The sequence below is a fragment of the Sphingobium sp. AP49 genome (assembly GCF_000281715.2).
Lineage (GTDB): Bacteria > Pseudomonadota > Alphaproteobacteria > Sphingomonadales > Sphingomonadaceae > Sphingobium.
Genome location: NZ_CP124576.1, coordinates 1,063,814 through 1,088,512, shown reverse-complemented (window position 1 = coordinate 1,088,512; position 24,699 = coordinate 1,063,814). Strand labels below are relative to the sequence as shown.

The 24,699-nt window shown below is 61.5% G+C and carries 21 protein-coding genes; 15 read left to right on the top strand and 6 right to left on the bottom strand.

Annotation, left to right across the window (positions count from 1 at the left end):
* Positions 1 to 80: 80 nt before the first annotated feature.
* Positions 81 to 353, bottom strand: a complete 273-nt coding sequence (locus tag PMI04_RS05250) for a hypothetical protein (RefSeq protein ID WP_007713911.1) — start codon at positions 351 to 353, stop codon at positions 81 to 83.
* Between the two features lie 144 nt (positions 354 to 497).
* The gene (gene mscL, locus PMI04_RS05245; protein WP_007713912.1) at positions 498 to 932 is read right to left on the bottom strand and encodes a large conductance mechanosensitive channel protein MscL; all 435 of its coding nucleotides are present in this window, start codon (positions 930 to 932) and stop codon (positions 498 to 500) included.
* Between the two features lie 102 nt (positions 933 to 1,034).
* On the opposite strand from mscL, the gene PMI04_RS05240 reads away from it, so the two are divergent.
* The 5 genes from PMI04_RS05240 to PMI04_RS05220 are packed head-to-tail and all read left to right on the top strand — an operon-like array spanning position 1,035 to position 4,173.
* Positions 1,035 to 1,637: a LemA family protein gene (locus tag PMI04_RS05240; protein ID WP_007713913.1), complete on the top strand. Its 603-nt coding sequence runs from the start codon at positions 1,035 to 1,037 to the stop codon at positions 1,635 to 1,637.
* 10 nt (positions 1,638 to 1,647) lie between these two features.
* Complete coding sequence (locus tag PMI04_RS05235) at positions 1,648 to 2,157, top strand: TPM domain-containing protein (protein ID WP_007713915.1); 510 nt, start codon at positions 1,648 to 1,650, stop codon at positions 2,155 to 2,157.
* 2 nt (positions 2,158 to 2,159) lie between these two features.
* The gene (locus PMI04_RS05230; protein WP_037487172.1) at positions 2,160 to 2,957 is read left to right on the top strand and encodes a YgcG family protein; all 798 of its coding nucleotides are present in this window, start codon (positions 2,160 to 2,162) and stop codon (positions 2,955 to 2,957) included.
* Positions 2,957 to 3,634 (top strand): hypothetical protein, encoded by a 678-nt coding sequence (locus PMI04_RS05225; protein ID WP_007713919.1) that lies wholly within the window; start codon positions 2,957 to 2,959, stop codon positions 3,632 to 3,634. Before PMI04_RS05230 ends, PMI04_RS05225 begins: the two co-directional genes overlap by 1 nt.
* Entirely contained in the window at positions 3,631 to 4,173 is a 543-nt protein-coding gene (locus PMI04_RS05220; protein ID WP_007713921.1) for an NUDIX hydrolase, read from the top strand. The genes PMI04_RS05225 and PMI04_RS05220 overlap by 4 nt, the downstream gene beginning before the upstream one ends.
* Before the next feature lie 12 nt (positions 4,174 to 4,185).
* Here the strand turns inward: PMI04_RS05220 and PMI04_RS05215 are convergent, their stop codons facing one another.
* Entirely contained in the window at positions 4,186 to 4,644 is a 459-nt protein-coding gene (locus PMI04_RS05215) for a DUF6456 domain-containing protein (RefSeq protein WP_007713924.1), read from the bottom strand.
* 98 nt (positions 4,645 to 4,742) lie between these two features.
* Here PMI04_RS05215 and PMI04_RS05210 point away from each other — a divergent pair, with 98 nt between their 5' ends.
* From PMI04_RS05210 to PMI04_RS05200, 3 genes are all read left to right on the top strand, one after another.
* Positions 4,743 to 5,306, top strand: coding sequence for a helix-turn-helix transcriptional regulator (locus PMI04_RS05210; protein ID WP_007713926.1), 564 nt, complete (start codon positions 4,743 to 4,745; stop codon positions 5,304 to 5,306).
* A gap of 59 nt (positions 5,307 to 5,365) precedes the next feature.
* Entirely contained in the window at positions 5,366 to 6,535 is a 1,170-nt protein-coding gene (locus PMI04_RS05205; protein ID WP_007713934.1) for a glycosyltransferase, read from the top strand.
* Positions 6,536 to 7,654: 1,119 nt separating this feature from the next.
* On the top strand, positions 7,655 to 9,169 hold the full coding sequence (locus tag PMI04_RS05200) for a M20/M25/M40 family metallo-hydrolase (RefSeq protein WP_349293595.1): 1,515 nt from the start codon (positions 7,655 to 7,657) through the stop codon (positions 9,167 to 9,169).
* Here the strand turns inward: PMI04_RS05200 and PMI04_RS05195 are convergent.
* Positions 9,166 to 10,800, bottom strand: coding sequence for a molybdopterin-dependent oxidoreductase (locus PMI04_RS05195; protein WP_037487160.1), 1,635 nt, complete (start codon positions 10,798 to 10,800; stop codon positions 9,166 to 9,168). The genes PMI04_RS05200 and PMI04_RS05195 overlap by 4 nt on opposite strands.
* A 143-nt stretch (positions 10,801 to 10,943) precedes the next feature.
* Here PMI04_RS05195 and modA point away from each other — a divergent pair, with 143 nt between their 5' ends.
* On the top strand, positions 10,944 to 11,729 hold the full coding sequence (modA, locus tag PMI04_RS05190) for a molybdate ABC transporter substrate-binding protein (RefSeq protein ID WP_007713943.1): 786 nt from the start codon (positions 10,944 to 10,946) through the stop codon (positions 11,727 to 11,729).
* A gap of 19 nt (positions 11,730 to 11,748) precedes the next feature.
* Here the strand turns inward: modA and PMI04_RS05185 are convergent, their stop codons facing one another.
* Positions 11,749 to 12,495, bottom strand: a complete 747-nt coding sequence (locus tag PMI04_RS05185; RefSeq protein ID WP_007713944.1) for an HAD-IIB family hydrolase — start codon at positions 12,493 to 12,495, stop codon at positions 11,749 to 11,751.
* Positions 12,496 to 12,679: 184 nt separating this feature from the next.
* On the opposite strand from PMI04_RS05185, the gene modB reads away from it, so the two are divergent.
* The 3 genes from modB (at position 12,680) to PMI04_RS05170 (ending at position 18,565) form a co-directional block, all read left to right on the top strand.
* Positions 12,680 to 13,381, top strand: a complete 702-nt coding sequence (gene modB, locus PMI04_RS05180) for a molybdate ABC transporter permease subunit (RefSeq protein WP_007713945.1) — start codon at positions 12,680 to 12,682, stop codon at positions 13,379 to 13,381.
* The gene (locus PMI04_RS05175) at positions 13,371 to 14,015 is read left to right on the top strand and encodes an ATP-binding cassette domain-containing protein (protein ID WP_007713946.1); all 645 of its coding nucleotides are present in this window, start codon (positions 13,371 to 13,373) and stop codon (positions 14,013 to 14,015) included. The genes modB and PMI04_RS05175 overlap by 11 nt, the downstream gene beginning before the upstream one ends.
* Before the next feature lie 374 nt (positions 14,016 to 14,389).
* Complete coding sequence (locus PMI04_RS05170) at positions 14,390 to 18,565, top strand: glycosyltransferase (RefSeq protein WP_007713947.1); 4,176 nt, start codon at positions 14,390 to 14,392, stop codon at positions 18,563 to 18,565.
* A 316-nt stretch (positions 18,566 to 18,881) separates the two neighbouring features.
* Here the strand turns inward: PMI04_RS05170 and PMI04_RS05165 are convergent, their stop codons facing one another.
* On the bottom strand, positions 18,882 to 19,946 hold the full coding sequence (locus tag PMI04_RS05165) for a WcbI family polysaccharide biosynthesis putative acetyltransferase (RefSeq protein WP_157178202.1): 1,065 nt from the start codon (positions 19,944 to 19,946) through the stop codon (positions 18,882 to 18,884).
* Between the two features lie 292 nt (positions 19,947 to 20,238).
* On the opposite strand from PMI04_RS05165, the gene PMI04_RS05160 reads away from it, so the two are divergent.
* The 3 genes from PMI04_RS05160 (at position 20,239) to gmd (ending at position 24,690) form a co-directional block, all read left to right on the top strand.
* Complete coding sequence (locus PMI04_RS05160; protein WP_037487519.1) at positions 20,239 to 20,901, top strand: hypothetical protein; 663 nt, start codon at positions 20,239 to 20,241, stop codon at positions 20,899 to 20,901.
* A gap of 104 nt (positions 20,902 to 21,005) precedes the next feature.
* Complete coding sequence (locus tag PMI04_RS05155) at positions 21,006 to 23,549, top strand: hypothetical protein (RefSeq protein WP_007715413.1); 2,544 nt, start codon at positions 21,006 to 21,008, stop codon at positions 23,547 to 23,549.
* A 106-nt stretch (positions 23,550 to 23,655) separates the two neighbouring features.
* A complete protein-coding gene (gmd, locus tag PMI04_RS05150; RefSeq protein ID WP_007715410.1) occupies positions 23,656 to 24,690 on the top strand; it encodes a GDP-mannose 4,6-dehydratase in 1,035 nt (344 codons plus the stop codon).
* Positions 24,691 to 24,699 lie beyond the last annotated feature (9 nt).

The window sequence follows — 24,699 nt, the reverse complement described above, 5'->3', positions numbered from 1 at the left end:
GCGTTAAAGGCGCCCGGACCATGAAAAAAGGGCGCCGCGAAGGATCGCGGCGCCCTTGTCAGCGCAGCTGGTGCGCTCGATCAATGCTGCTTTTTTTCCACCGCGTCGGCCGCAGCATCACCCGCCTCCCGCGTGGCCGCCGCCTTGTTCTCCAGCGCGTCGGCTGCATTTTCGGCGGCGTTTTCGGCATTGCCAGACAGGTTGTCGGCCATCGCCTCCATGTTAGCGGCCTGATTGTCGAGAGCGTCCGCCTGATTCTCGTATACGTTCTCGACCTTGTTTTCCTGCTTGGAATCGCACGCGGCGAGCGCAACCATGCTGGCAAGGCCAAGCACTGTGACGAAGGTTTTCACGGCGTTTTCTCCTGTTGCGCCCCCTGGGGCAGACTTTCTTGGCACGGAGCCTGGCCGGCATATCACCATTCCAGGCCCTGACGCCGATCAACTGGTCGGGTCCGTTATGGTTCCGGCGACGCGCTCCGTTCGTCGCAACGGCGCCTATTTTTTCAGCGAGTCGCGGATCTCGCGCAGCAACATGATGTCCTCGGGCGTTGCGGCGGGCGCAGCCTCTTCCACCGGCTTGGCCAGCAGCTTGTTCACGAACTTCATCAGCAGGAAGATGACGAAAGCGAGGATGATGAAGTTGACGAGGACGGTCAGGAACTGGCCCCAGCCGAACATGGCGACACCGGCCGCCTTGAGGTCGGCATAGCTTTCCGGATTGCCCTTGAATCCGGCCGGCAACTCGCCCAGCCGGACGAAGTAGCGGGAAAAGTCCGCACCGCCGAAAACATAACCGATCACCGGCATGATCAGGTCATCGGTCAGCGACTTGGTGATGGTCGCGAATGCGCCGCCGATGATCACGCCCACCGCCAGGTCCATGACGTTGCCGCGATTGATGAAAGTCTTGAACTCGGTAATCAGCCCCATAATCAAACCTCTTATACTGCCTTCGATAAACTCTGCATGGCCCGTTGCACGGCATCCGACAACGCCCTATTTCGGACAGCGAAACAAAGCCGAGGATGTTCCATGCTGCTCCTGCGTCGCCTTTCCCGCCTTATGCTGCCGGTCATGGGCGCACTTGCGCTCTCGGCCTGCGGCATCAACAGCGTCCCCACAGCCGAGGAAAATGCCAAGGCCAAATGGGCCGACGTCCAGGCGCAATATCAGCGCCGCGCCAACCTCACCGGAAACCTCGTCGCCACCGTCAAGGCGGCGGGCAAGCAGGAACAGGCGACCCTGACCGCCGTCACAGAGGCGCGTGCCAAGGCGACCTCGATCCAGATCAATGCCACCGACCTGTCCGATCCGGCCAAGGTCGCGCAATATCAGGCCGCACAGGCGCAGCTCAGCCAGGGGCTTGGCCGCCTGCTCGCCTCGGTCGAGGCCTATCCCGACCTCAAGACCAACGAGAATTTCCTGCAACTCCAGTCGCAGCTGGAAGGCACGGAAAACCGCATCGCCGTCTCGATCCGCGATTATAACGAAGCGGTGCAGGCCTATAATACCCGCATCCGCACCTTCCCCGACGCGATCGGCGCCAAGCTGATCCACGGCGCCAAGCCGATGGCTCCGTTCCAGGCGGTCACGCCCGGCGCGGAAGAAGCGCCCAAGGTCGACTTCGGCAACTGAGCCGAAGACGATGATAAGGCGCCTGCTGCTGGTCCTGTTGCCCTTGCTTGCCGCATGCAGCGGGGCCGCAGCAGATACGGCCAAGCCAGCCTTGGAACTGACGGGCCGCGTGGTGGACAAGGCAGGCTTGCTTGATGCCACGACGGCCACGGCCCTGACCGCCCGCCTCGCCAGACTGGAACGCCAGACTGGCGTGCAGATGGTGATCGCCACGACGCCCTCCCTCGATGGCGAGGCGATCGACGATTATTCGCTCCGGCTTGCGCGCAATTGGGCACTGGGCAGCAAGGAGCGCAATGACGGCCTGTTGCTTCTCGTTGCACCGACCGAGCGCAAGGTCCGCATTGAAGTAGGCAAGGGCCTGGAGACGGTGATGAAGGACGAGGTGTGCGACCAGATCATCCGCCACATGATGATGCCGCATTTCAGGGCCGGCGATCCGCAATCCGCGATTCTCGCCGGTTCGGGCGCCATGATCGGCGTGCTGGAACATCGCCCCGTTCGGAAGGTCGCTGCATGAAGATGCTTCGCTTTATGCTGCTGGTCCTTGCGCTGCTGGCCTTCATGCCGGCGGCGCAGGCACAGACCTTCCCCAAGCTGACCGGCCAGGTGGTCGATGACGCCAACCTGCTCTCGCCGCAGCAGGAACAGGCGTTGACCGCCAAGCTGGCCGCACTCAACCAGCAGAGCGGGCGTCAGTTGGTTGTCGCCACCATCCCCGATCTCCAGGGCTATGACATCAGCGATTATGGCTATCGCCTGGGCCGGGCCTGGGGGATCGGCAGCAAGGCGCAGAATGACGGCGCCCTGCTGATCGTCGCCCCGTCCGAGCGCAAGATACGGATCGAGGTCGGCTATGGGCTGGAAGGCATATTGACCGACGCCGTCTCGTCCCAGATCATTCGCCATGACATCACCCCGCGCTTCAAGGCCGGGGACATGCCCGGCGGTATCGACGCCGGCGCCGACGCCATCGGCAAGCTGATGACCCTGCCGCCCGAGGAAGCCCGCGCCTATGCGCAGAAGGTTGCCGCCGCCGCACGCGACGATTCCAACGCCGGCGGCGCCGTGATGCTGGTCTTCTGGCTCATCGTGATCGTCATCGTCGCCATCTCGATGTTCGCCAGCCGCGGCGGTCGCGGTCGCCGCTTTCGCGGTGGCGCCGGCCCGGTGATCATCTGGGGTCCGTCCGACGGGGGCTGCGGCAGCGGTGGCGGTTCGGGCTGGGGCGGCGGAGGTGGTGGCTGGGGCAGCGGCGGCGGCGGATTTTCCGGCGGTGGCGGCAGCTTCGGCGGCGGCGGCGCTTCGGGGGATTGGTGATGCAGGTACAGTTCAGCGAAGGCGATCATGCCCTGGTCTCGGCCGCCGTCAGGGAGGCGGAAAAGCAGACATCGGGCGAGATCGTGCCGATCGTCGCGCGCCGTTCCGACGCCTATCATGATGTCGGCCTGCACTGGGCGATCGGTACCGTGTTCGTCGCTCTCGCCTTCTTCGCCTTCTTTCCGGAACATCTGCGCGACCTGGCCGGCCGGCTGATGGGCGACTGGGACCATCAGGTCGCCGACTGGAAGATGCTGACCATATTGCTCGGCGACCTCATCCTCGATTTCCTGGTCGTGCGCTACCTCCTCGCGATCATGCCGCTCCGCATGGCGCTCACCCCGCGCGCGACCAAGGCGCGTCGAGTCCGGCGCCGCGCCATATTGCTGTTCCGCGCCGCCGCCGAGGCCCGTACCGCCGGTCGCACCGGCGTCCTCATCTATCTCTCGCTCGACGAGCATCGCGCCGAAATCGTCGCCGACAAGGCGATCAATGACAAGGTCACGCCCGAAGCCTGGGGCGAGGCGATGGCGCTGCTGATCGATGCGGTGCGCGACAACCGGCCGGGCGAAGGCCTGGCCCTGGCCGTTGGCCGGGTCGGCGCGATCCTGGCGCCGCACTTCCCCCGTGCCGCCGACGACATCAACGAACTACCGGACAGACTGATCGAATTATGAGCGACAATGACTGGAATGCGCCCGAGGAAACCATGTGGACCGGGCGCTTCATCAGCGCGAAGAAGCGCGGCAAATGGGAATATGTCGGCCGCGCGCGGGGCATCCGCGCTGCCGTCATCCTGGCGATCGACGAGGATGCGGACGGCCGCCATGTGCTGCTGGTAGACCAGTATCGCGTGCCGCTCGGCCAGCGCTGCATCGAACTGCCCGCCGGCCTGGTCGGCGATCATGACGCCGGCGAGGACGCCAGCCTGGCCGCCAGCCGCGAGTTGGAGGAGGAAACCGGCTATCTCCCCGGCCGCCTTGAATCGCTCGGCGAATTTTTCAGCTCGCCCGGCATGGTCTCGGAAAGCTTCACCCTGTTCCGCGCCCATGATCTGGTGAAGACCGGCGAGGGCGGCGGCGTCGACAGCGAGGATATCCGCGTCCACCGCATCCCCCTCGCCGCGCTGCCGCAACAGATCGCCGCCTGGCGCACAGAAGGTTTCGCGATGGATGTGAAGCTGCTGCTGCTGCTCGGTGCCGGCTTCCTCGCCTGACCCCACGCGGCCTCACCCCACCCGATACCAGTCCGCCACCCGGTCGAGCGCCAGCCCCAGCACCAGCTTGCCCGCGCGACTGGGCCAGCCCAGCGCCCGTTCGGCTGGCCCCAGCCCCTCGCCGGCGCACACCACCCGCCACAATATATCGGCCAGTCCCGGCCCCGCCGCCCGCACCGCGCCGTCGAACCGATCGCGCGCCGACAGTTGCGCGGCACTGGGGTCAGGCATCGCCCCCGTCCGACCCCGCTGCCGTTCGCATGGCGCCCCGTCCCAGCGCATCGTCACCCGCGCGCCCAGTCCTGCCCGCTCCCAGTCGCAGCGCAGCCTCTCCCCCGCCGCTAGTTGCCGGTCGCTCACATGGCCGCGCGCATGCAGCCAGCCGAGCGGCGATTCGCCCAGATGCACTTTCACCGCCTGCATCTGGCCTGCGGGATCTTCAATCATCCGGTCGACATGATGGGCGGCCATGGCGGCATCTCCTGGCAGATGGGTGGGAGAGCGGGGCTTGCCACGAGGGATAATATGTAGGAAAGAGGAAACCAAATAGGTTATCAAATGAGGCTGCCATGATCACCCGCATCCGCGAGGTCCGCAAGGCCAAGGGCCTGACCCTGGAACAGGTGGGCCTGCTCTGTACGCCGCCCACCACCGCCCAGACGATCGGCCGGCTCGAAACCGGTACCCGCACGGTATCGGTCAAATGGCTCAACCGTATCGCCGATGCGCTCGGCGTCACTAGCGCCGAACTGGTTGCCCTGCCCGGCCAGAGCGAGGTGCCGGTGGCCGCGCTGCTCGGCCCCGAAGGCGCCCGCGCGCCGGTCCGCTCCCTGTCCTTCCCGCCGCCGGTACCCGCCGACGCCATGGTCGGTATCCAGGTCCAGGCCAGCATCGGCGACTATCGCAGCGGCGACGCCATCTGGTGCCGCCGCATCGCGCCGGCGGATTTTGCCAGCGCCCTGAACCGCGACGTCCTTTTCCCCCGCCCCGCCGGCCGCTTCCTGTTCGGCCGCTTGATCGGGCGTGAGGGCGATCGACTGCAGATCCTGCCACTTGGCCATGGCGCCCGGCAACAGGTGCTGACCGACCCGCCCTGGGGCGCAGTGGCGGTGCAACTCGTCCGACGGCTATAGCCAAGCGCCGCCGCCATGCCTAAGCCTCGCTTCATCAGAATAAAGTAGAGAGGGACCCCGTGACGCTGAACGTCCTCATGCTTTCCACCCTCTTTCCCGACATGAGCCGGCCCAATTTCGGCGTCTTCGTCGAACGGCAGGCACGCGAACTGGCGAGCCGCCCCGACGTCAGCGTCACGGTCGTCGCACCGCTCGGCATGCCGCCCTGGCCGCTGTCGCGCGCCGGCCGCTATGCCCCGCTGCGCGCCCTGCCGGCCAAGGAACGGTGGAAGGATCTGACCGTCTATCGGCCGACCTTCCCGATCATCCCGAAATTCGGCGGCCGCACCAATGTCTACACCATGACCCGCGCCATCCTGCCGCTGGTGAAACGGCTGCACGCCCAGACCCCGTTCGACGTCATCGACGCCAGCTTCTTCTTCCCCGACGGTCCGGTGGCCCAACGCCTGTCAAAGGCGCTCGGCATCCCCTATTCGGTCAAGGCACGCGGCGCCGACATTCATCATTGGGGCACGCAGCGCGGCACGAAGAAGATGGTGAAGCGCGCCGCTGACGGCGCCGCCGGCCTGCTCGCCGTATCGGCCGCGATGCGCCGCTCCATGGGCCGGATGGGTATCGATACCGACAAGATCCGGGTCCATTATACCGGCGTGGACCTCGACCGGTTTGAAATTGGCGACCGCGACCAGGCCAAGGCCGCGCTCGGCTTTGAAGGGCCGCTCATCCTCTGCGTCGGCGCACTCATCCCGCGCAAGGGCCAGGATATTCTCGTCCGCGCCCTGCCGCAATTGCCCGGCTTCACCCTGCTGCTCGCCGGCCAGGGGCAATATCGCCGCGCGCTCGAAAATCTGGCGCAGGAACTGGGTGTCGAACGGCGCATCGGCTTCCTCGGGTCGGTGCCGCACGACCGCTTGCCCCGCCTGTACGCCGCCGCCGACGTGATGGCGCTGCCGTCGCAATCCGAAGGGCTCGCCAATGCCTGGGTGGAATCGCTCGCCTGCGGCACGCCGATCGTCATCACCGATGTCGGCGGTGCCCGCGAACTGCTCGACCGCCCGGAAGCCGGCAAGATCGTCGAGCGCGAAGCCGAAGCCCTGGCCGAAGCGATCGCCGACCTGCTCGCCGACCCGCCCGAGCGCGAAGCCGTCCGCGCCGCCGCCCTGCGCTTCACCTGGACCGCCAATGGCGACGCCCTGCTCGATCATCTCACAAGCATCGCGCGAGGCTGAAGCTATCCAGAATATGCCGCCGGGATGGCGGCGTTGGGTGGCTTTCAGACGGTCCGCTTTGTTCATGGATTTTTGACAAAGCCGCCCTTAGAAACGCGGAATGCAATCTTTTCTCGATCCATGTTGCCCCGATTACCAAATTTGGTGGCAGGCAGCATTTTCGATACGGCGTAAAAGACTGGGGCCTTATTCTGCGATACATGCTCAACGCTACGTATCGACGATGAGAGTAATGAAACGGGGATTGATGGCCGGGGAAAAGCCCTCATTCGATTGTTGCCGCTCTCTCAGGAAGCACTATCCAGACCTATTCATTCGGCGACGTACGATTGAGCGTTTAAGGCGGGCCGCTGATCGAGGAGAAAGCATTCGCTCGCTTGCCCTTCGTGGGTTCTTTGGAGGGCCACGAAGGTCGGCCTAGTTCCGCTTTGTGAATTTAGAGGCGTTCCGGCCTATGACACTTTCTGGTCGAGGCTGTGTAAAAACGCGAACGCGCGGCCCAACGGCGCACGATTGATTCGGAGATTGCCCGCGCCGGATTCTTTTCGTGCGGCAAGGCGACCACCCGGATTCAGATGGTGCTCATTTCGCTTGCGATGAGATGTTTTTACACAGCCTCGGTCGTTAGCCGTCAAAACCCAATATCGTCATTGCGAGCGTAGCGAAGCAATCCACCAGCGCGAGATGGATTGCTTCGCTACGCTCGCAATGACGGGGATGGATTCCTTCCAGGCCATCCACGCCCCCCCCTCTTCACCGCCGCCCCCTTTCCTACCCGCGCCGTTTCTGTTCCATAATCTTCCATGGCACCCGACGCCTCTCCCCCTCGCCCATCGCCGCCGCCGGCGCGCCATTGTCGCTTCGCTGTCCATTCGCTGTCGCGTCGGTGTCGCTTCATTGTCGCGTCCCAGACGCGGGACAGTCGCCTCACCGTCGCGTCGCTGTCGCGTCGTCCCGACCAGCCCCACGGAAATCCGCCGAAAACGCCCAGCCCCATGCCGCACGACACTGTGAACTTCGCACTGTCGCGTCGCGCTGGCGCACCAGCCCCCTTTCCTTCCCACCGCCGATCCGCAACCATGGCCGCTTCACAGGGAAGACAATCATGATGGAGCGGGCATGATGGAACAGGCGGATCGACGGACCATGCTGAAGGGCGCGGCGATGGGGGCGGCGCTGCTGGCGCCGGGCGCGGGGCTGGCCGCCGGCGGCGACCGGGCAAAGCTCGATCAGGCGATTGCCGCCAATCATGACGCCGCCGTCGCCCGGCTGCGCGACTGGATCGCCCTGCCCTCGATCGCGGCCGAGGACCGCGACATGGAAAAGGGCTGCGCCCATATGATGATGCTGGCGAAGGACGCCGGCTTCCAGAAGGTGGAGCGGGTACCGACCGACGGCGCACCCGGCGTCTTCGCTACCATGGATAATGGCGCCAAGCGCACGCTCGGCCTCTATTTCATGTATGACGTCAAGCAATATGACCCGGCCGAATGGAGTTCGCCCCCGCTCGAAGGGCGGATCGTCGACAGGCCGGGGCTGGGCAAGGTGATGGTCGGTCGCGGCGCCACCAACCAGAAGGGGCCGGAAAGCGCGATGCTGGCCGCCCTCCACGCCTTCCGCACCGCCGGCATCAGGCCGCCGGTCAATCTGGTGCTGGTGGCGGAGGGTGAGGAGGAGATCGGATCGCCCCATTTCGCCCAGATCGTCCGCCGCCCCGATGTGCTGGCCGCGCTCAAGCCGTGCAGCGGCGTCATCATCCCCGCCTCCTGGCAGAGCCCGGTCGATGGCGGCGTGTCGATCAACCTGGGCGCCAAGGGCGTGGTGGAACTGGAACTGGTCGCCTCGGGCGAGGCCTGGGGCCGGGGTCCGGCCAAGGACATCCATTCCAGCTACAAGGCGATCGTCGACAGCCCCGCCTGGCGCCTGGTCGAGGCGCTGGGCACGCTGGTCACGCCCGATGGCAACACGCCCGCGATCGACGGCTGGTTCGCCCAGGTTCGCCCGCTCACCGCGCGCGAAAAAGCGCTGATCGCCGAGAGCGCGGCCAAGCGCTCCTCCGCCGACGAACTGAAGCAGCTCGGCGTCAAGCAATGGGTCGGCGAGACAAGCTGGCAGGAGACGCTGGAGCGGCTGGCAGCGATGCCGACCGTCAATATCGAGGGGCTGATGTCGGGCTATACCGGTCCGGGCGGCAAGACCATCCTGCCTGGCCGCGCCGTCGCCAAGCTCGACCTGCGGCTGGTGCCGAACCAGACAATGGCGGATTGCGTCGCCAAGCTGAAGGCGCATCTCGCCAAGCGCGGCTATGGCGACATCGCGGTCAATGTCTCGGGCGGCTATGACCCGACCGAGACGGCGGAGGACAGCCCGCTCATCAAGGCGGAACGCGCCACCTATGAACGCGCCGGGGTGAAGACCAGCGTCTATCCCCGCCTCGCCGGGTCCTGGCCGGGCTATGTCTTCACCTCCGCCCCGGTGTCGCTGCCCGCCGGCCAGTTTGGCCTCGGCCATGGATCGGGCGCCCATGCGCCGGACGAATATCTGCTGATCGACAGCAGCAATCCCAAGGTGATGGGCTATGACGGCGCCACCGCCGGCTTCGTCGATTTTCTCTACCAGATGGCGGTGGTCTAGGGGGGTAGCAGGCGGGCCTTGCCATCCGGCGTCGGGAAACGCCCCTCGTCGAACGGCAACTCGCCCCAGCGCCAGGGGGTCAGCTCGTCATAGGCGGGGTTGGAAATCGGGGCATGGCGGCGCAGGTTCAAGAGCCGCGCGCCGTCATTGCCATAGGCGGTCAGGCGCACATGCTCGCGATAGATTTCCGCCGCCCATTCATAATGGAAGGCCGCCTGCCAGCCCATCGCACGGGCGACCTGGGTGACGATCCACCAGTCCGGCTTCGCTTCACCGGGCAGCGGGAACAGCCGGCGCTGGCGGCTGATCAGGCGGTCCGCCCCGGTCAGCGTGCCGTCCTTCTCGACCCAGCTGGCCGATGGCAGCAGGATGCCGCGCCCGTCCCGGTCGGGATCCGCCCAGGGGATCGACCGGATCGCCAGCGGCACCGCGTCCAGCGCCGCGCGCAGCCAGGCCGGATCGATGCCGTCGCCGCCAATGCTCCACAGTGCGCGGATGCGGCCGTCCCGCACCGCTTCGGCCAGCTTCGCGCCGTCCAGCCCTGGCCCGTTCGCCATCGCCTCGGCCGACCAGAAACGGGCTATCTCGGCCATCGCCTCCGCCGTGAAGCCGCGATGCGCCGCAAGGTCCGTCGCATGGCAGCCGACCTCGCGCCCGCCCATGCCATTGGCCACCGCCGTCATGGCAAAGGGCGCCGCACCCGGCCTGCCGATCCGTCCCGTCGCCAGATGGAAATCGATCACCGCCCGCGCCAGCCCCTCGTCCGCGCCGCCAAACAGCGTTACGATCCGCGGCACGGCCGCGATCCGGTCATAGAGCGCGCGCAATTCCACCGGCGACAAGCCACAGCTGCGCGCCACCGACCAGAGGTCATGGCGGGTCCGCAGCATTGCCCAGAAATCGTCCGGTACGCTGACACTGCGCGCCAGATAGTCGCCATCGGTTGCGCCGACATCATGGCAATGGCGCAGCAGCCCGGCGATCCATGCCGCCATGCCGTCACGCGGCACTTCGATGCGCAGATCCGCCTCGATGCTCGTCCCCTCGCCCGGCGCCGCCAGCAGCAACAGTTCGACACCCAACTCGGCCCGCGCCGCCGCGATCCGCGCATTCAGCACCGGATGATCCTGCGCCAGATCCGCGCCGATCATCAGGATCAGTTCGGCCCGCTCGATATCCTCATAGGCGGCGGGCATCACATCCTCGCCATAGGCCGCCCGCTGCGCCAGCGCCGCGCCGTCATTCGCCGCCCAGCCCGCATCGACATGAGCCGAACCGATGAAGCCCTTCATCAGCTTGTTGGCGACATAATAATCCTCGGTCAGCAGGCCGCCGCCAACATGCAGCGCCACGCTGTCCGGGCCATGCTGGGCAATCACCGCCGACAGGCGCCGGGCAGCCTGCGCGATCGCCTTCTCCCAGCGTTGCGGCCGACCATCGATCATCGGCTGGAGCAGTCGCCCGTCCAGCCCGACCTCTTCCGCGATCTCCAGTCCACGCCCGCACAGTCGCCCGGCATTGGCCGGATGCATCCGGTCGCCCTCGACCATCAGGTCGCGATCCTCGCCGGTCATGGCGCGCAGGCCACAACCAACGCCGCACCGGCCGCAAAGCGTGCGTATCACTGCCATGTCAACGGGCTGCGCGGGTCCGGCCGGAACGGACGAAGGGAGGAAATATCGGCATCACCATCGCCTGCTTAGCGGATCGGACACAGCGACAAAAGCATGTGCCGACAATTGCATGGCCGCGGCGCCGGGCGCACAAGGCAATCATGCGCTTCCTTCATCCGATTCCGCTCCTGCTGCGCGCGCTCGCGCTCCTGTCACTTTTGCTGTCACCATCCTGGGCTGCCGCGCAGGACAGGCGCGGGCCACTCGTGCTTGCCGCCGCCAGCCTGCAGGAATCGATGAACGCCGCCGCCGATGCCTGGGCGCGGCAGGGCCATGCCCGCCCCACCCTCTCCTTCGCGGCTTCCTCGGCGCTCGCCCGGCAGATCAAGGCCGGCGCCCCCGCAGACCTGTTCGCCTCCGCCGACGAGGATTGGATGGACGATATCCAGAAGGCCGGATTCGTCGCGCGCGGCAGCCGCGCCGACATGGCTGGCAACCGCCTTGTGCTCGTGGCCCCGGCCGGCAAGCCGGTGCGACTGCGCATCGGCCGCAACATGCCGCTGGCCGCGGCGCTGAACGGCGGTCGCCTCGCCATGGCCGACCCCGACGCCGTGCCGGCCGGCAAATATGGCAAGGCGGCGCTGATAGCGCTCAATGTCTGGCCCTCGGTCGCGGACAAGGTCGCGCGCGGCGACAGCGTGCGCGCCGCCCTCGCCTTGGTCGAGCGCGGCGCCACCCCGCTGGGCATCGTCTATGCGACCGATGCCCGTGCCTCGAAATCGGTGCAGACGGTCGGGTCTTTCCCGGCCGACAGCCATCCCCCGATCCGCTATCCGCTGGCACGGCTGACCGCTAGTCGCCACCGTGACGCGGAAGGCTTCCGTCGCTTCCTGCTGTCGGCGCAGGGCCGGGCGATCCTTGGCCGTTACGGCTTCAGCGCGCCCTGACCCCTGTCACTTTCGCTGTCTATTTCTGGCAGGCGACGATCGCGTCGATCACCGACAGCGTTTCCTGCGGATCGCGCACGCGCACCGTGTCGAGCCCCAGCTCCTTGGCCGGATAGTCGTTGCCGCCCGGGAAGATGGCGTCGCCGATGAACATCATCGCATCGAGCGCGATGCCGCTCGCATCGCGCAGCTTCTTGAGGCCATAGGCCTTGTCCACGCCCTCGCGGGTGATGTCGATCGACGTCGCGCCGCCCATGTTGATCGACAGGCCCGGCAGGCGCTGGCGCAGGTCGGCCTGGATGATCTTGCGCTTGGCAAAGTCGGGATCCCAGCCTTCCTTGGCGTGGATCGGCGCCTGCTGGCCCAGCGCGGAGAAGGTGATCTGGCTGCCGCGATCCTCGATCCGCTCGCCCCAGGTCTGTTCGGGAACGAAGCCGGTCGCTTCCAGCGCCGCGTCGAACGCCGTCAGGATCGCCGCCTTCTGCGCATCGTCGAACAGTTCGGCATAGACCGGGGTCCAGCCGTCCTGCTGATGAGTGTAGAGCTTGGTGCCGGTCGTGGGCATCAGCCACAGCCGCGACAGGTCCGCATCGGCCGGCAGGCGGCTCGCCACCTGCTTCTCGAACTGCGGCCAGTCGCCACCGGAAATCACGGCGACATGGGCAACGGTCAGCAGGCGGGTCAGCGCCTCCCCCATCGCCGCGCCCAGCGGCTGCTTGCTTTCGGCCAGAGTGCCGTCAAGGTCGAACGCGATGAGTTGTTTCATTCAAAATACCTGAAAAAGGAAATGGCGGGAAAGCGGATAAGCTGTAAAAGGCTGCCGTGCTGCTATCGCCTGCAAGACGAAACAACAATCCTTTCACGCAATGCGCGACAAAAAGAGCGGATGACGCACGAAGATGGCATACCCATGACATTCGCCATGAACAGCATGCGTGGTTGATGCGCCGATGACCGGCTTTGGCAATGAAGAATGGGCGATCGTCCTGCTATCGCTCAAGGTCAGTGTGATCGCCGTGACAGTTATGCTTCCCGTCGCCTTCGCCTTGGCCTGGCTGCTCGCGCGCCATCGGTTTCCGGGCAAGTTACTGCTCGATGCGGTGGTCCACCTGCCGCTGGTCGTGCCGCCCGTCGTGACTGGCTGGCTATTACTACTTCTGTTTGGCGCGCACGGACCAGTTGGCCGCTGGCTGGAAAGCTGGTTCGGCGTGACCCTGCTGTTCCGTTGGACCGGTGCAGCGCTGGCAGCGGCAATCATGGCAATGCCGCTGATGGTGCGTGCGATGCGCCTGTCGATCGAAGCGATTGATCGCCGGCTGGAGACTGCGGCCCAGACCTTGGGAGCAGGAACGATCCGCGTTTTCCTGAGTATTTCCCTCCCCCTGTCCCTGCCCGGCATCCTGGCGGGTCTGGTTCTGGGTTTTGCCCGCTCGATCGGCGAATTTGGCGCGACGATCACCTTCGTTTCGGATATTCCGGGTGAGACCCGCACCTTGCCGATCGCCATTTACGCTGCACTGCAACGGCCTGGAAGTGAAGACAGCGTGATGCGCCTTGCCTTCATGTCGATCCTGCTTTCGCTCGGTGCCTTGATGCTGTCCGAATTGCTGGCTCGCCGCATTGAACCAGGAAAGCCGGCCCATGTCCTTTGAGATTTGCGTTAGTCGCCAGTTAGGACGCTTACGGCTCGCCGTCGACATAACACGGCCACAGGGCATACTCGGCCTGTTCGGGCCATCGGGAGCGGGCAAGAGCAGCCTGCTCAACATGATTGCAGGCCTGCTGCGCCCGGACGATGGACGCATCACCATTGATGGCGTGACACTGTTTGACCAGGCACGACAAATCGATCTACCGATCGCCCAGCGGCGCTGCGGCTATGTGTTTCAAGATCTACGTCTATTTCCTCATATGACCGTCCGCTCCAACCTTCTGTATGGCAGTCGCCGCTCGCACGATCACTCCCCCGGCTCCGAGACGACAGACTTGGATTCAATCGTCAGCCTGCTAGGAATAGACCATCTACTGCGGCGCCATTCTCACAACCTATCAGGCGGAGAGGCTCAACGGGTGGCGATCGGCAGAGCGTTCCTATCCGCGCCTCGATTGCTGCTGATGGACGAACCGCTTACCGGACTGGATCAGTCCCGCCGCCAGGATATCCTGGCAATGATCACTCGAACCCATGCCGTGACCAACATCCCGATCCTCTATGTCAGTCACGATCGGCGGGAACTGGAATATCTGACCGACGATATCCTCGACATGCCCCATCTCGCTCCATAACTTGCGTTCATCGTCGACGACCTGTCCCAACTTATGCTGCAAAGCGAAAAAATCCGAGACACGTCTCTGGATTGAAAGCACGGCTGCTTGTATCAGGTGCAGCACAGGGGGGTCTGTGATTGAACGAAAATGCGCAAATGGCGTTCGCCATTCACTTGGCTGGCGACATCGAACCGAGCCGATGAGAATCTGCGGCGCGCATATAGTTGCACATCCCCTCCTTTGTATCGAAGCCAGCTTTTGCGTTGAATATCATATGACATCGCAGCGTAATCGACATATGCCACCAACGCTGCGCCCGCATGGTTAAGATTCTTAAAACTCTAATTTAGAATATTCAGATCGCTAGATATCTACAAATTCCAGGGAACCTTATGAACATCGCATTCATCGTTCAGAATCTGGCACATTTGACGGACTCAATCGGATACGATTGCCTGTTTGAATATAAGGTTCTTCGGAGTTTTTATGGCCAAAAGGCCGATATCCGGATATTTTCGGTGGAATTCGACACATCGATCCACAAGGGTATCCCAATCGAGCCCTTCAAGGATTTCTACGGCTTCATCAAGAAGCACCCGGACGCCACGGTCATCTATCATTTTTGTGATGGCTGGGACGGGGTGGACGATTTCCTGATCAACAATGTTACCAACTGTTTTGTGCGCTGGCACAATAATACGACGCCCTGGTTCTACGCCCTCGATGCGCTGGATTTCGCCAAGGGATGCGTTCGCGGTTTCCAGACGATGAACAAGTTCGCCCGCGCAGAGTCGGTGCAGTTCATGGTCAATTCCGAATTCAGTCGCCGTCAGTTAGAGGCGCTGGACGGCAATCCTGCGCATATCCACACCGTCTTCCCGGCGAGCCAGTTCCTTGAAAAGGGCAAGACAAGCGCACCTAAGCGCGCCGTGGCCAAATCTGGCAGCGAACCCATACAGATCCTGTTCGTCGGGCGCGTCGTGCCGCACAAGGGGCATCGGCATATCCTGTCTGTCGCTGCCCTGACCCAATCCTTCCTGAAGCGCCCGATCGAGGTCATCTTTGTCGGATCGGTCGAGGAGAGATTGAAAAACTATACTGACGATCTGAAGGATATTGCGAGCCGCAACGGCATCAATGCCCGCTTTACTGGAGCTGTGTCGGACGCAGAATTGCGGACGATCTATCAGAAAGCCACGGTGTTCATGTGCCTCTCGGAACATGAAGGCTTCGGCATGCCGGTGTTTGAAGCCATGCGCAGCCATCTGCCGGTTGTGGCCTGGGCATCCAGCGCGTTTTCGGATCTTTTGCGCGACCACCCGTTTGCACCGTCAACCTTCGACGTATATCGTTTTGCCGCTTGCACCGTCGCAGCCCTGCGCCCTGAAGTGCGTGGCGAAATTCTCGGCATCCAACAGCAGATACTCGAAACATACACGGCCGACGTCGTGTCTGCACAATTGCTGAATGCACTGGGCGAGCCCGTTGCGGCAATCGCCGACCCGGTCATTCCGCCAGCTTCAGCCAAGGTGGAAGATCTGGTCGCCAGCCTGGAACAGGTCATGCGCGGCGACAAGGAATTGCACGTCGAATTGTTCGACCATGACTCGTCGGTCAATTATATGAGCCTGCACGATATCAAGGTCTATAATCGACTGCTGGAATTCATCGAGGACAGCCAGAAAGTCTCTGCCGATCAGCTGTCCAAGGAAGCCGAATACGACCTGAACGACCTTCACCCCCATTATCAGGCCATCAAGCATGTCATGGCAGGCGGACGCGGCAGCGACCTTCCTCCCATCCGCGATGCGGAAGAGCTGCTGAAATTCGACGACGAAACCTTCCTTCGCCTCGCCTATAATGCGGTATTGGGCCGCGAGGTCGATAAGTCCGGTCTCAGCACCTATTTGCGGCGTCTGCGGCGCGGCTATGACAAGGTGAAGATCCTCAACGAACTGCGCGGATCCGAGGAGGGACGCCGCCAGGCATTCGAGATCGTGGGCCTGGAGGAAGTCGGCACGATCGAACGGAGCCTCCTCGCCAGGACCCTGCATTTTCTTGGCCGCCCGGCTCCTCGTGTCGAAAACGACGAGCGCCGCGTCCAGCGGATCGAGGAGCAGGTGCGCCGACTGCAACATTATCTGGTTCCTCCGCCGGTCACCCTGTCCGCTTCCCACCCTGCCGGTTCCATCCACCATGTCGACGACCTGCTGCGCCTGAACGACCGGGCATTCGTGGCCATGGCCTATCACGCCATATTGGGACGCAGCGTGGATGACGGCGGTCTCGACTATTATACCAACGCACTACGGCACGGCCTGAACCGGATCGAAGTCCTTGCCTCGCTTGCCGGGTCGGACGAAGGCCAGCAACATGCCCACCAATTGGAAGGTCTTCAGGAACGCCTCGCAGCCCATGCCGATGGAACGCCCCTCCCCGCTCCGGACGGTGGCCTGGTGTCCCAGCGCATCATGCGATTGGGCAACGAACTGGGGACACTGGTCGGTCAGTTGATCGCCCGTGGCGGCCGTGGCGATCACAATGCGCCTGCCTTTGCTACGCCTGTCGAACAATTGCTGAAGCTTTTGCCAGCCGGGACCAGCGATGCAATGGCGGGAGTCGCTGCGAAAGCGCCTGTCGCGACGGCTACCAAGGCAAGTGCAACAAAGGTCACGAAGATCCATCAAATCTTCATCAATCAGAGCGGCCTTGTCCCGAATAATATGCCCTTCGCCGTGCGGGAGAATATTGCCTCGATCAAGGCGCAGCATCCCAAAGCGAGCTACAAGCTCTGGGGTGCATGGGAACTGCGCGCCTTTATCAAGGCTCATTTTGAGCGAGATGTGCTCGACGCCTTCGATTCATTGAAGGCCTATGCCTTGAAAGCCGATCTGGCGCGCTATTGCCTGCTGTACATCGAAGGCGGGCTCTATTCCGATCTCAGCAATCACTTTCTCAATCCTCTGGCTTTGCCACAGGGCAAGACACTCGCCTGTTTTCGGGATCATAAGCCATTACACGGCGCCGTCTGGATGGCGCAAAATACGATCATCTACGCCGAACCGCAGGAACCAGAAATCAAGCTGGCAATCGATCTGGTCGTCGCCAATGTGCAGAAGAAGGATTATGGCGTTAGTTCGCTCGCGCCGTCAGGGCCGGTACTCTTTGGGCGCGTCTTTGCTGCGCTCGGACGGTGCGATGCATATCATATCGGCGAGGCTCTCAACCTTCAGGTCGAAGGCGCATTGAACCGCTCCTGCTATGTTGCACCGGATGGAACATTGGTGGCCGTGCGCCTGCAAGGCGGCGGCGGCAAGCCCTCCCAACTCGGCCTTAAAGACACCAACGTCTATGGCGAGATGTGGGATCGACGCGAAATTTACGGCGAGGGTCAGATCTACCTGCCTTATGATCACCCGCAGCTACGCGCGCGCGTCTCATTAACCGAAATGGGCGCCACCATAACCCAGGGTGACAAAGGCCATCTAATCGCCAGCGATCCGCTCGACCTACCCCGCGGGCATTATACCGCCACCTTCCGCTTCAATCCTACAACAGCCATCGGCACGGTGGACCTCGCCATCATGGGCGACAAGGCCCGCAAGGTCATCGCTTCTGCACAAAAAATCGCTCCCGATGAAACAGGATGCGTTGCCCTGTCATTCGAACTGAACGAACGATCGAGCATAGCCGCCAGCCTGGAAACCAATGGCCGCTTTGCCGGCGACTTCCTGGACCTCACTCTTGCGAAGGATATGACGGCCGCCAGCCGCAAGAGTGGCAGCGTCCCGGCGGCCCGTCCCGACGATAGCGGGACGGATTATCCTGCAAGCCAGACGGTCAACTTCGTCCACCAAATCCTTTACGCCAGCAAAAGGTCGATGCATGCAAAGGATATTGAGGCCAACCAGCACGCCATCAAACAGATGCATCCCACCGCGTCATACAAGCTGTGGACGCCGCCTTTGCTACGGGCCTTTATCGGTGAAAACTTTCCCAAGGAGGTCATTCAGGCCTATGATGCCCTGACCCCTTCCAGCTACAAGGCAGATCTTGCGCGCTATTGCTTGCTCGCAAAGACCGGTGGCCTGATCCTCGATGCCGACATCCGCTTCGTGAACCCAATGTCGATTGCACATGACAAGGGCCTGGCGGTCTTCCGCACTGCTCGTGCCAATGCAGGTATATTGTGGGGGCTGGACCTGGGCATACTCTATGCCAATCCGGACCAGCCGGAAGTCACCGAAGCGATCGAAGGCGTGGTCAATAATGTGGAGCGCCACTATCATGGCTCTTCGCCCGCCAGTCCGACGGGCGGCGAGTTGCTTGGCCGCATTCTCGCAGCCTCTTATCGTGCCGATCGCTATCTTTCTGGCGAGGTCGTTGCCCTGACGGACGCATTCCCAATTAGAAACGACTGTTTCCTGGGCCAGGATGGAAGACTGCTGGCCGTCCGGATGGCGGCCCAGGGCGCAAGCCAGGCAGTGCGTGCCGCAGAACAGGATGCGGCGACACGCTGGCTTGCCAACGAAGTCTATCAGACGAGCAAGGCCAAATCCGCCAACTGATCCATATGGCCGCATCGGGGTGAATCCACCGCTGCGGCCATATTCTTCTGGTCAGGGAGGCGCGATTGCACGGGCAGCCGGCCCAAGGCCATCATGGCCCGACGACATCCAGAGCATTCCAATTCAACAGGCGAAATGGCCTGCCGAATTGGAATACTGCGCAAATCAATAACTTAGAGCATTTTCGAAGCAGATGGCATCATCTGCTGGCTCGGAAAATGCGGAAAACAAAAGAAAAATAGAGCGTGATCCGATTCAGTATGAACGGATTACGCTCTAGCACATAGGAGCCAATATAGTTGGATCCGATTCTGCGTTAGCCGAAGTTGATGGCCCGCTCCCCCATCGCTTCAATCAGAAAGTCGCGCCCCAGGGTTTCATATGTCTTGTAACTCCGCCAGACCATCTCATCCAGGTTCAGCATGACATTGTTGCACCAATAGGCGAGATCGGTGTCATATCCGACACCATTGGCTCGCGCCAATTCGGGGGCGACTGGCCAGATAACCTGCGACGCCAACGTATTGGGGATCATGTCGACAGGCATCCGACGTGCCGGCACACCAATCTTGCTCAAAATAAGTTGAGCGAAATGCGCGAAGACGCGTGAATTTGGATGATTGACGCTATAGAGGAGCGGTGTCCGCCGGATATTATCGAGAAACCAGTCCGCGATACGAAGACCATCCTCGTCCAGCGCAGCCTCTCTCTGCAACATAGTATCGCGCGACCAACCAAATTCGGCGAAATAAGCGGCACGTTGATAAGTATCCTCGTTGAACGCACCGACGCATTCAGAAACAGTCATGCCCCGGCAGAAAGCCGAAAGAACGACACGGGAATTATAATCCCCCAGAGGCCCACGGATACGCTGTCCATAATGACCAAGAACGAGAATGTCTGGCTGAAGACCGGTAAAATGAACCGGAGAATATTCAAATGTCTTCTTTCCATATTCCGATCTTATGTAATCAGGAGATACAGATTTATAATTTTCATTATAGGTCTTGCACGCAACGACGTAATCGGCATCTTTTATTATAGAAGCCATTTCACCAGATGTTTCCGAAAAATCCATGATCTCCAGACCACAGACCGAAACCGGCGCTTGAGCCAAAGATGCAATAGCCATCGCTATATTCGGCCCCTGGCAATTACCAAGAACGCATATCTTTACACCATCCTGCATAGGCCGAAAAAATGTACCATTTCTCGGCTTTGTGACGGTAAAATAATTTTGCCTATACTCTTCAGAAAGCGAAAAATTCTCTCGCATGGCATCAAAATTTCCGCCACTCATCCCTTCATGGGATGCAATGACATCTTCATTTTCCGGATACCGACCGAAGTAATACTGAAATGCACTAATAACGTTGCTCACACCCATCCCCAGGTATAGGACAATCCAAAAAGGTTCATTGCTTCACAGAAACCTGACTAGCCTGCGCTCAGGAATAGGCAATGCAAAAGGCTCGCAACCCTTTCTCTGCCCTTCTTGAACGCGGACACGCTGCATGCGAGCGACGCACGGCGATCGGCGGATCGAGATTGCCAAACAACCATCCGCTCTCCATAGATTGTGCCATGGCGCCGCATTGTTCAGAAACCATCAGGAGCGCAGCGGGTTGGACGCAGGGCGAACATGCCAAACCCGCCATCCGGTTCGAGATATCATGACTAACCACGCCCTTGCAGATGACAAAGTCTCCATGGAGCAATTGCGAATGGACGTGGCATTGTTGCGTCAGACGCTAATGCAAAATGAGCAGCGCCTACACGCAATGGAGGCACAAATAGCCACCATGCAAGATCAGTGGGACCTGACGAAGGTCGCCCCTCGGTCCAACTTGGACGATGCCGACATCTGCGATATCAACCATATCGAGATGACGCCGGGTGGTTTCCCCTATCTGGCACGCCACACCCCGATATTTTTTGCCGATGGGCAGAATGTCGGCCTCTACCTCTTCGGAGGGTGGTGGCCCCAGGAACAATGGGGCGTTTGGGGGAAAGAAGACCAACATTGCCTGCGCTTCGCGCTCGATAGCTCATATGTTGGCGGCTTTATCGATGTGATCCTCAACGTTCAGGGATTTCCTGTACCGAATATGGAGGAAGCGCAGATCAGCGCCACCGCCAACGGCTATTTTCTTGGGCATTTCACGCTGCGGTCCCACCCTCGCCGCCTTCGCCTGCGCATGACGCCCAGTTGCATTGGCAACGGCGACATCTTCCTGCAACTCCAGCATAGCGGCCCCATAGCGCCCGGCGATATGCTAAACTCGCCGGATCAGCGACCGCTTGGCCTGGGCCTCATCAGCCTGGAAATCCGATAGCCGCAGGACAGCCTAGCCATCCCTCCCTAGCCACGCTAGATATGGCGAACGGGGATCAGGGCAGACCGCACAGCTTTCCCGGAACCATAGCCAGCGGGAACTTTATGCAGGATTTGAGCAGCCTTCTCTACTCTCCGGCCCTGAAAGAACCCGGCTCGCACGATCCCTACACGCCGCGTCAGGTCCGAGGCCTCAACCTGGAACCGCTATTCTCATCGGGTAATCGTCACGCCTGGATAGGCAATCACCCCCCTTTCGATTGCACGGCGATTGATATCAGCATCGCAACCGGTTTCCGGGCGGCCGCGCCGCTCCATGGACAATTCGACGTCATATGGTGCGCAACACCTGACGCGCATGGTGGAGAGAACTGGCCGATCCTGCTGGACGAAGCGCTTCGCCTGATCGGCCGGAATGGCCATCTGGTATTGCATATACCCGCGCATTTCAGCGAAATGGCGCGCATCAAAAATTATCTGAAGCGCAAGTTCGGTTTTCGCTGCAGCATCGTCGATGAACTGGCACTTCCAAGCGGGATCCAAACCATCATCGCGGTTGAACGGACCTTGTTCGATGCCGCCAACGCGCGTGACTGGTCGGTGGCGATCCTGGCATCGGGACAGCGCACGCCAATTGTCAAAAGGATGGTCCAGTCCATTCGGTCCAGCGCGCGCGGGGCGGCGGTTGATATTATAATTTTTGGCCCGCATTTCGAGGGACTAGACGACCAAGGCGTGCGCTTCCTGGATGAAGCCGACTATGACATCAATCCGCTGCTGAACGAGATTTCCAAGAAAAAGAATATTCTGGGTGCGGAAGCACGACATGAAAATCTGCTGATCTGCCACGACCGCTATTATCTGGACGATGGATTTTTCGAGAGTTTCGATGATTTCGGGACGGATTTCGATTTTGCCACTGTCCACCAATCTTTTCCCGACGGCCAGACATTCCCCGCCATCGGAGAAGTCGGCGGACTGCAACTCGACCGGCTCCATTATGTCCCGGACGATGCCGGCTTTATCGACAATGTCTATGTGAATGGCGGCTTTTTCATCATCAAGAAGTCGGTCCTAACCGCGCTGCCGCTCAATGACCTATGCTTCTGGAATCAGGCTGAGGATGCCGAATTCGCGGTTCTGCTCCGGCAACATGGCATCATCCCCCGCTACAACCCGATGGGTCGCGCCGTCACCGATGGCATCTCAAAGAAACATTGCGCCCATTTCCAGAATATATTGGATCATGGCCTGCTTCTGCTGAACCAAAACCGGGCCGGCCTTCACGGCCCTGGCCAATATCGCTGGCAGCACCCGGATTATATGGTGTCGGAACGGGACGCCGTGTTGCGAGCCGGTGAAACACTCGCCCTGTTCGCGAACAATGCGCCCGATATGCCACCATCCGGAATGACCGTACGCTTGGCGGTCAGGCCAATGGGCCAGGAGGCCGTCGAATATCGTACCACTGCCGTCGGCTGGACACCCGTCAAGCCCGAATGTGACACGATCCTGTCCGTTCGTCAGTCTGCCGGAGGTGGATCGATGGTCGAATTTCGCGATGCTGCGCGGCCTGCTATCCTTACCGAGGCGCGCTCCACGCCCCATCCAATCGCTGCCTTGCGTGTGATGGATGTGCGATCGGTCGTACCAATCTTGTCCGATTTCAAGCTTGGCGCCTATCCCCGGGAAAATTACGACGGCCAATATCTCAACTGGCTTGAGGATCTGGCGGAATTGACCCTGCTCAATCCGAACGCCTTTCCGGTGTTTAGCGCACTGAGTTTCGCCTATCGTCATATCATCGATGATGGCCGCACCGATCTGATCATGCCCAATGGTCAGGTTGTCTCTCTCCAGGGTGAGGGCATCTCCGATCGCACGCTCTTGTGCCTGGCACCGGGCATTACGACTCTGCGCTTCCGCATCGCCAGCCATGTTGCGCCACCGCCCCTCCCGGATGAAGCCCGCAGACTATGGCTGGCCCTGGTCAATTTGCGGATTGAGATGATCGAGGAGAACTGGGCCTATGAAGGTGAGCCATGCCCCCTTCCGTCCTGCGACAGCCTCACGTCGCAGGAACCTTTCGATAGGGCGCTGATCGCAATAGGCGCCGCTGCGGACACCCTGCCGACATGCCATCTGGCGATCGCTATGTCGGCGAACGACCCGGGGGCCGGGATCATGGGCAATCAACGATATCTCATGCCTGCGGCATCGGTTGCAGAGACAATGCAACGCACGCCGCTGGATCTGCTGGTCCTTGAAGGAGAACATCATCTTCTCCTGACCCCGGGCACGGTCGGCTCGAAACTGGCGATTGCCAGCCTGAGTATCGAACCCGATCGGGGTCTCCAGGCCGTGCTGCAGTCCGAATCAATGATGATCGAGGAACTGCCGACGACCGAGGTGGAATGCGCCATGCCGCTCGATCAGGCTCCGCAGCCCGAAACCGCGCCCGAACAGATCATAGCTGCGCTGCAGGAGGAAACGACAGCAGAGCCTCTGGTACAGCCCGAACAACCCGAGGCATTGCCAGCACCATCAGACGCTGGTCCCGCCCCGACGAATGCCGAGCAGGCTTCCGTGGAACCACATGCCCCACCAGAACCCGACCTGCTGCCGTCGAAAGCCGACACGCAGGATTGAGATCGCACGCTATCCCAGTTCCAATCCGCATCCCCCTACCCTATCCAACGCAAAGCCGGGCTACCGAGCCACATCACATGCCCAATCAGAGTGAAAAGCGACATTGATGCCAAATGCAATCATCACGGGGATTTCAGGCCAGGATGGCGCCTATCTGGCCAAGTTGCTGCTAGGAAAAGGCTATCAGGTCTTCGGAACATTCCGGCGGACAAGTTCGGTGAATTTCTGGCGCATCGCCGATTTAGGCATTGCCGACCATCCTAATCTCAAACTGGTGGAAAGCGACCTGACCGACCTGTCGTCGAACGTGCGCCTGTTGCAGAACAGTGAAGCGACCGAAGTCTATAATCTCGCCGCTCAGAGCTTCGTTGGCGTATCGTTCGATCAACCGATCACGACGGCCGAGATTACCGGCATCGGCGCGCTGCATATGCTGGAGGCGATCCGGCTGGTAAATCCAAAGACCCGTTTCTACCAGGCCAGCACATCCGAAATGTTTGGCAAGGTCCAGGCCATGCCCCAATCGGAAAGCACATCCTTCTATCCGCGCAGCCCTTATGGTGTCGCAAAGTTATTCGCGCATTGGACCACCATCAATTATCGCGAGAGCTACGGCATTTTCGGATGCAGTGGCATTTTATTCAATCATGAGAGTCCTCTGCGCGGACGCGAATTCGTCACCCGCAAGATCACCGACGCGGTCGCCCGAATTGCGCTGGGCAAACTCGACTGCATGGAACTGGGTAACCTGGATGCCAAGCGGGACTGGGGATTTGCCGACGAATATGTCGAGGGCATGTGGCGGATGATGCAGGCCGAGCAGCCTGACACCTTTGTCTTGGCCACTGGCCGGACCATTGCCGTGCGCGACTTCGTCACCCTGGCGTTCAAGGCAGCGGGCATCGATATCGCCTACAAGGGACAGGATCTGGGCGAAATTGGCGTGGACATCGCCAGCGGCCGGACTGTGGTGCGTATCAATCCGCTTTTCTACCGCCCGGCGGAGGTCGACCTGTTGATCGGCGACGCCAGCAAGGCCCGCACGGAACTGGGCTGGACTGCGACCACCCCAGTCGAGACATTGTGCGACATGATGGTCCAGGCGGATTTGCGTCGCATTGAAGAAGGTTTCTCCTTTTAATGCGCATGA